7 protein-coding genes are annotated in these 5,853 nt (G+C 47.8%); 5 read left to right on the forward strand and 2 right to left on the reverse strand.

Annotated features, from left to right (window positions below; translation table 11 throughout):
* The first annotated feature begins 508 nt into the window (after positions 1–508).
* Entirely contained in the window at positions 509–820 is a 312-nt protein-coding gene (locus tag MJZ26_14455) for a helix-turn-helix domain-containing protein (GenBank protein ID MCQ2106978.1), read from the forward strand.
* 23 nt (positions 821–843) lie between these two features.
* Here the strand turns inward: MJZ26_14455 and MJZ26_14460 are convergent, their stop codons facing one another.
* Positions 844–1,056, reverse strand: a complete 213-nt coding sequence (locus tag MJZ26_14460) for a hypothetical protein (GenBank protein ID MCQ2106979.1) — start codon at positions 1,054–1,056, stop codon at positions 844–846.
* A gap of 208 nt (positions 1,057–1,264) precedes the next feature.
* On the opposite strand from MJZ26_14460, the gene MJZ26_14465 reads away from it, so the two are divergent.
* The 4 genes from MJZ26_14465 (at position 1,265) to MJZ26_14480 (ending at position 5,445) form a co-directional block, all read left to right on the forward strand.
* Complete coding sequence (locus tag MJZ26_14465; protein ID MCQ2106980.1) at positions 1,265–2,812, forward strand: hypothetical protein; 1,548 nt, start codon at positions 1,265–1,267, stop codon at positions 2,810–2,812.
* Positions 2,813–2,922: 110 nt separating this feature from the next.
* Positions 2,923–3,153: a hypothetical protein gene (locus tag MJZ26_14470; GenBank protein MCQ2106981.1), complete on the forward strand. Its 231-nt coding sequence runs from the start codon at positions 2,923–2,925 to the stop codon at positions 3,151–3,153.
* A gap of 56 nt (positions 3,154–3,209) precedes the next feature.
* A complete protein-coding gene (locus tag MJZ26_14475; protein MCQ2106982.1) occupies positions 3,210–3,812 on the forward strand; it encodes a hypothetical protein in 603 nt (200 codons plus the stop codon).
* A gap of 424 nt (positions 3,813–4,236) precedes the next feature.
* Positions 4,237–5,445 (forward strand): TonB family protein, encoded by a 1,209-nt coding sequence (locus MJZ26_14480; protein MCQ2106983.1) that lies wholly within the window; start codon positions 4,237–4,239, stop codon positions 5,443–5,445.
* Between the two features lie 105 nt (positions 5,446–5,550).
* On the opposite strand, the gene MJZ26_14485 is transcribed toward MJZ26_14480, so the two are convergent.
* A partial coding sequence (locus MJZ26_14485) for a (deoxy)nucleoside triphosphate pyrophosphohydrolase (protein MCQ2106984.1) occupies positions 5,551–5,853 on the reverse strand: 303 nt, incomplete at its 5' end.

Below are 5,853 nucleotides of genomic sequence, written 5' to 3' on the forward strand. Positions count from 1 at the left end.
CTCTGCTTGACGTCGTTGCCTTAGTTTATACCTGGCAACAGGAACCCTATGGGGAAGCCGGCCCCACCTAAAGGTGGCCATGCGCACTAAGGAATAAATTCCTAAGTGCTGTCCGCCCAGATGACCAACGTAGAGCTCTTGACATTATGTCAAAAATGACATATATTTAATGAGTCCAAAACATAAACCTTTGGCTTGGTTGAGTTCTCAACCAAAATCTCCGCCGTTGTCACAAAAGGCTAGAATTGAAACAGGATACCTACTTCGCTTGTTACAATCAGGCTTATCTTTGTCAATGCCGCAAAGTCGACCCATGCCGTCAATTGGCGCACGTTGTCATGAATTGCGTATCAACGACGAAAACAAGACATGGCGGATTTTTTATCGAATCGATGATGATGCGATAATCGTGATTCATTGGGTTGATAAGAAAACAAACAAAACTCCGCAGGATGTAATAGAACTCTGCAAGAAACGGCTTTCCGCTTACGAGGCAAAGTGAGGCTGCATGGAAAAGGCAAAAAAAGAAAGGCTAGAAAAGAACGGATGGAAGGTTGGCGACATCGACGAATTTCTGGACCTGAACGAAGCTGAAATGGCGATTATCGAAATGAAGGTTGCGCTCGCCAAGGCTCTTGTGGCAAAGCGAAAGAAAAGTGGATTGTCTCAAGAAGAAGTCGCAAGAATGTCGGGAACAAGTCAATCGCGCCTGGCAAAAATGGAAAAGGCAAATTCCAGCGTGTCTTTGGAATTGTTGATTCGGGCTCTGTTCTCTTTGGGCTCCAGCAAAAAAGAACTTCTAAAGGCTATGGCTAGGTAAAGCCAAAAGGCTGCTCCGCATCCTCACCATAGAAGCGGTATGGCGCCTGGGATGTTCTGCCCGTAGGCATAGTTCAGCACCTTCCCAAGGACATCGTGAATATCTCCCTTCAGCAACACCATCCCGCTGTCGATACATTCCATGGGCAGGTCCCCGTCGATATCCAGACACTCCGGCGCGAGCCTGTTCCAGATGACATAACCCGTGTAGCCGTCGGCAATATCGTCGCGCGTCAAGTTGTCACCCGTGCCCGACTGTACTCGCTTCGCTCCCCGAGCCTTGCTGCACAAGTTTCGGCCCTTCCGGGTGACCATCCCTAACGCAGTCCGTAGTATTCAAGCGTCTTTTCTTAAAGTGTTTTCCCTCACTTTTGCGACTCCCTTTTGGTTACGTCTTCCCGTAGACACAAATAAAAGATTATTTTCTCATTGAAAGGAGAATTTTATGCGTTGTTTGCCGCTTTTTGTGTTTGCGATTTTTGGCTGTTCCCTTCTGGGAGCTTGTTCCTCTAGTACAGTCCCCGCCACGGAGGACGACGATGATGTGCTTTCTTCCAGCAGCAAAACGAAAAATTCCAGTAGTTCCGTGAAGGGTGAAGGATCCGGCAGCGAGTCCGGCGACATTGACAATGAATGCGTGGGCGAAACAGGTAATCCCTGGGATGGAACCACCGCCAAGGAATTCGCATGCGGCACCGGCACGAAACTCAGCCCCTACATGATTCTTACCGCTGAACAGCTGGCCCACCTCTCATTTATCGTAGGCGCGAAGGATAAGGATTACGACGGAAAGTATTTCAAGCTGGGGGCCGACATCATCTTGAATGAAGGCGACGTCATTGACGAAAATGGCGCCTTGGTGGCCGATTCCACCAAGTTGCACAAGTGGACCCCCATCGGTAATTCCAATGTCGCCTTTACCGGAAACTTCGATGGAGATGGTCATTCCGTGAGTGGAATGTTCATTAACACCACCAGTACCCATAACGGCCTGTTTGGGAACTCCAGTGGGACTATCCAGAATGTTGCGGTAGAAAATGGGTGGGTGAAGGGAGGTAACTCCACCGCGGGCGTGATAGGCTCTATTGCCTCGGAAGGCGTTGTAAGGAATGCGCATAACAAAAACAGCGTGACGGGGACAGGCGAAGGCTCAGGTGGAATTGCTGGTACGAAAATTTATAATGCTTATCAGAAAGTTGCAAAACTGGAAAATTGCTCCAATAGAGGCGTTGTCAAAGGAAAGAAATTGGTGGCCGGTATTGTTGGTTCTGTTAGTAACAATCTCAATATAGTCGATGTTCAAAATGAAGGTGTCATTGAAGGGGATTATGGCGTTGCCGGCATTGTTGGACATTTAGGCACAAATACATTGGTGGAGCAATCTGTTAATAAGGGGAATATTTATGGAAAGGAATATACTGCAGGCTTGGTAAGTTTCGCAGGGTATTTACAAGGGTCGGCCTCAAATAAGTATGGTACTTTGGATAGAGTGGTCAACTACGGTGTTGTGGAGGGTACAAAATATACTGCAGGTGTTGTGGGCGAGGCCGCGTGCTATAATGTTCTTTCTGTGGCGAATTTGGGCACTGTTGTAGGCGGAGATTACGTTGGTGGTGTTGCGGGACACAGCAAATATGCTAAAATAGATGGCGTATATAACCGAGGTGATATTTCTGCCAAAACTCGTGTTGGAGGCATAACTGGCTACAATCAAGAAGGCGTCACCAGCTCCGCGTATTCTACCGGCAAGGTAGATGGCGATTCCCTGGTGGGCTTAATGATTGGCTATAACTACAACACCACCATGGCGGACTACTATTACTTAAAGCAAGGCGACCAGGAACCCTTCGGCCTGAACAACGGCGGTGGTGTAGCTACCCCCAAGACGGCGGAAGAAATGAAGTCCCAGGAATTTGCAGAAATCCTTGGAGAAGACTTTGTGTATGATTCAAAAATGAATGACGGATATCCAGTGCTGGGATGGGAAAAGTAATTTTTACAAAGATTTCTTGTGCAAAAGGGAAGTTTGCTGCGTGTATATAAGTAGGTAGAAACTGTTCTGCCTGCGAGCCGGCCGCGTCGCCGGATGTACAGGAACTTTTCATGAGCGAAAGCGCTACAACGGAGAAAATTGACTTCTCGAAACTCTATATCACCAACAGGTTCATGTTCCCTCTGGTCATGAGTCTCAAGGAAATCGCCAAGCCCTTCATCGAGGCGGCGCTTGGCATCAAGATCTACGACCTTAGGGACCCCGAGCAGGAAAAGACGGAGCAGGTGAGCATCTTCAACAAAAGCGTGCAAAACGAGAGTTGCAAAATTATGCTCGCATAATTTTATAACCGAGTGCAGCCGCGGACGCCGTAGGCGTCAAGAGCGTCCGCTACGATGTGTTCACCCCGCAGATCGACGAGAACGGCGAGACCATCAGCTCCTTTGACCTTGAGATGCAGGTAAAGGACACCAAGGAACTTCCCAAGCGCGCCCGCTACTACCAGTCCGTCCGCGACACTCACGAGCTGCACAGGGGCACCATGTACAAGAGTCTCAAAGACCAGTACGTGCTTTTCATCTGCCCAGATGACATCTTTGGGGAGGACCTGCCTATTTACAGTTTCCAGAATTTCGCGGTGGAGAATAAAGATGTCGCTTTGAACGACCGCACCTTCAAGAATTTTTATATCTTTAACGAGTATAAAAAACTTCCGGACGAGCATCCCCTCAAGCCGTACCTGAAGTATTTCGCAACCAACACTGCTGACTCCACGGAGACCGAGGAAATAGACACCAAGGTAAAGTGGTACCAGACCGATAACCAGACGCAGGAGCGCTACATGACATGGGAACAGGAAATCCAGCTCGCCAGGGAAGATGAACGCGAAAAAGAGCGCGAGCGAAACCAGAAGATCATCGAGGAAAAGGACGAAACCATCGAAAAGCAAGAACGCGAGATTGCCGAACTCAAGGCGAAGCTTGCTGAAATGCAGAAATAAAACGAAAGGACCCTTGCGGGTCCTTTTTTTGCAAATGTCGGCGCATCCTCACCATAGAAGCGGTATGGCGCCTGGGGCGTGGCGCAAGCGCACTTCCATGCGTCTCGGCAGTACGAACACGGGTGTTCGTGTTGCTCTTGACTTTTGGGCGTTCCCCCGGCTTTGCCGGGGGCGGGCCTTTGCGTTATCGGCTCGCGCAGCTCGCCGTCCGTTCAGCCTCGCGCTCCCATCCCGTGTGTCACCCTGAGCGTAGCGAAGCGAAGTCAATATAGAATTGTTGGCAACTTGTTGCCTTACAATTCTTAGGTTCGAAGGAGCAGCGCCTTTCTTCCAACGTCATCCTGGAGCGAAGCGATAGGATCTACCGCGCGAGTCCGCCCCGCTTCGCGGCTTCACGCCCTAACGCATCGCAGGTTGGGAATGCTTGAAATCTGGCAAAATGCCACCTAAAAAAAACGACCAAATGAACAGCATAATCGCATATTTTTCAAGATATGACACTAAAGTGTCAAAATATTTGGGTATTTTATATGACATGAAACATTTTTTCCTTACACTTTTCTGCTTAGCATCATTTTCTATAGCAGTGGAGCCGACTTATTACGACCTTGACGATTTTCTCAAGGGCGCAGAACGTGTGCCTAATAAGTGCGTGAATAAGGGTGTAACATACAAATGTATTGGTTACGATGAGGTTGAAGGCGCTATTTTCAATACAAAGACCTTGCGTTCTTATTTCTTTTCAAGAGAAGAATTATTTGATGCTTACGTAGAAATGCAGTGTGAGGATTTCTACGTAAGAGTGAATGAGAATGGTTCCGAAAATATTGTGTGTGCGGAGCAAGTCCCTGTCAAGGAAATTGACTGCTTTTCGAGTCTAAAAACTGTAAAAACGGTTGAGTTTGATGAACTCGGCATTCTTATGGACGAAAAAATTACAAAGAAGGCTGATGTAGCTCTTTGCCGTAATTCATTCCACCACCAATATGGAAGTAATGAAGGCAAACCCTATGTTCGAAATACTCCCAAAAGGTCGGTAAGTGAGCCGGCAAAGCAAGATCTCAAAGATGAAAAGAAAAACAAAATCTTTAATGATGAAGTTGAAAGAACTTTAAAGGATGTGGCTGGCACCCAGACTACTGGCAAGACGGTTCTCGGCGGGCGTCGTGGCAAGGCCGACGGCGGATTTAGTGAAGGCTATAACGAAAGCCACGCTGAAGGTGGTTCCGGTGGTATTGGAGATGGCCTTGCAGGAATGCTTGGTGGCGGAGGTGGCGGTATCGCTACTAAGGCTAAGGGTTCCATTAAGACGCCTTCTGAACGAGATATTGACATAAGTCTTGGAGGTCCCCGATCTCCCGCCGACATCATGAAGGTGGTGCGCCAGTGTACTCCTGGGCTTTGCCATATTTACAATAAGTTTTTGAAGAAGAAACCGGGATTCCAGGGTAAGGTTGTCTTGAAATTCACAATTGCACCGGGTGGCGAAATTATCAGCATTAGTGTAGCTTCTTCTACTACCAGGTATGGTGAATTTGATAATGAAGTCAAGGCTGCCGTTAGCCGCTGGAAATTTAGTAAAGCTAAATCAGGGAATACAACAGTGACAATCCCATTTACCTTTAGTGAATAAAAAACTGTTCCAACAATTAATTCGGCTTCATACCGCAGGAAGGGATAAAGTAAAGCAACGCACGTTCTAACATGCGCTGCAATGTAGAGATCGTTCTTTAGATCGTCAAGGGGAGAATATTTGCTTCTTTTCCAAAGCTTCTACAACTGCAATATCCGCGGGTAGCCAGTCTACCGAGCGGATATTTTCTTTTTCTAACCATTTGGCTGCTTCGTGTTCCAGCAACTTTAATTCGCCGCCGATAACGGTGCAGTAGAAACAATGCATTGTCAGATGGAAGTTGGGGTAGTCGTATTCCACAGTGCAGATGAAATCTTCTACAGAAACGTCTACGGTCAGTTCTTCCTTCAGTTCGCGAGCGAGAGCTTGCTGCGGAGTTTCGCCGGGTTCCATTTTGCCGCCGGGGAA

Origin of the sequence: Fibrobacter sp. (assembly GCA_024398965.1) — a bacterium.
Lineage (GTDB): Bacteria > Fibrobacterota > Fibrobacteria > Fibrobacterales > Fibrobacteraceae > Fibrobacter.

Coding starts and splice junctions, on each gene's coding strand:
- MJZ26_14465 (MCQ2106980.1), top strand. CDS start 1,265: ATGCGTTGTTTGCCGCTTTTTGTGTTTGCGATTTTTGGCTGTTCCCTT.
- MJZ26_14470 (MCQ2106981.1), top strand. CDS start 2,923: ATGAGCGAAAGCGCTACAACGGAGAAAATTGACTTCTCGAAACTCTAT.
- MJZ26_14455 (MCQ2106978.1), top strand. CDS start 509: ATGGAAAAGGCAAAAAAAGAAAGGCTAGAAAAGAACGGATGGAAGGTT.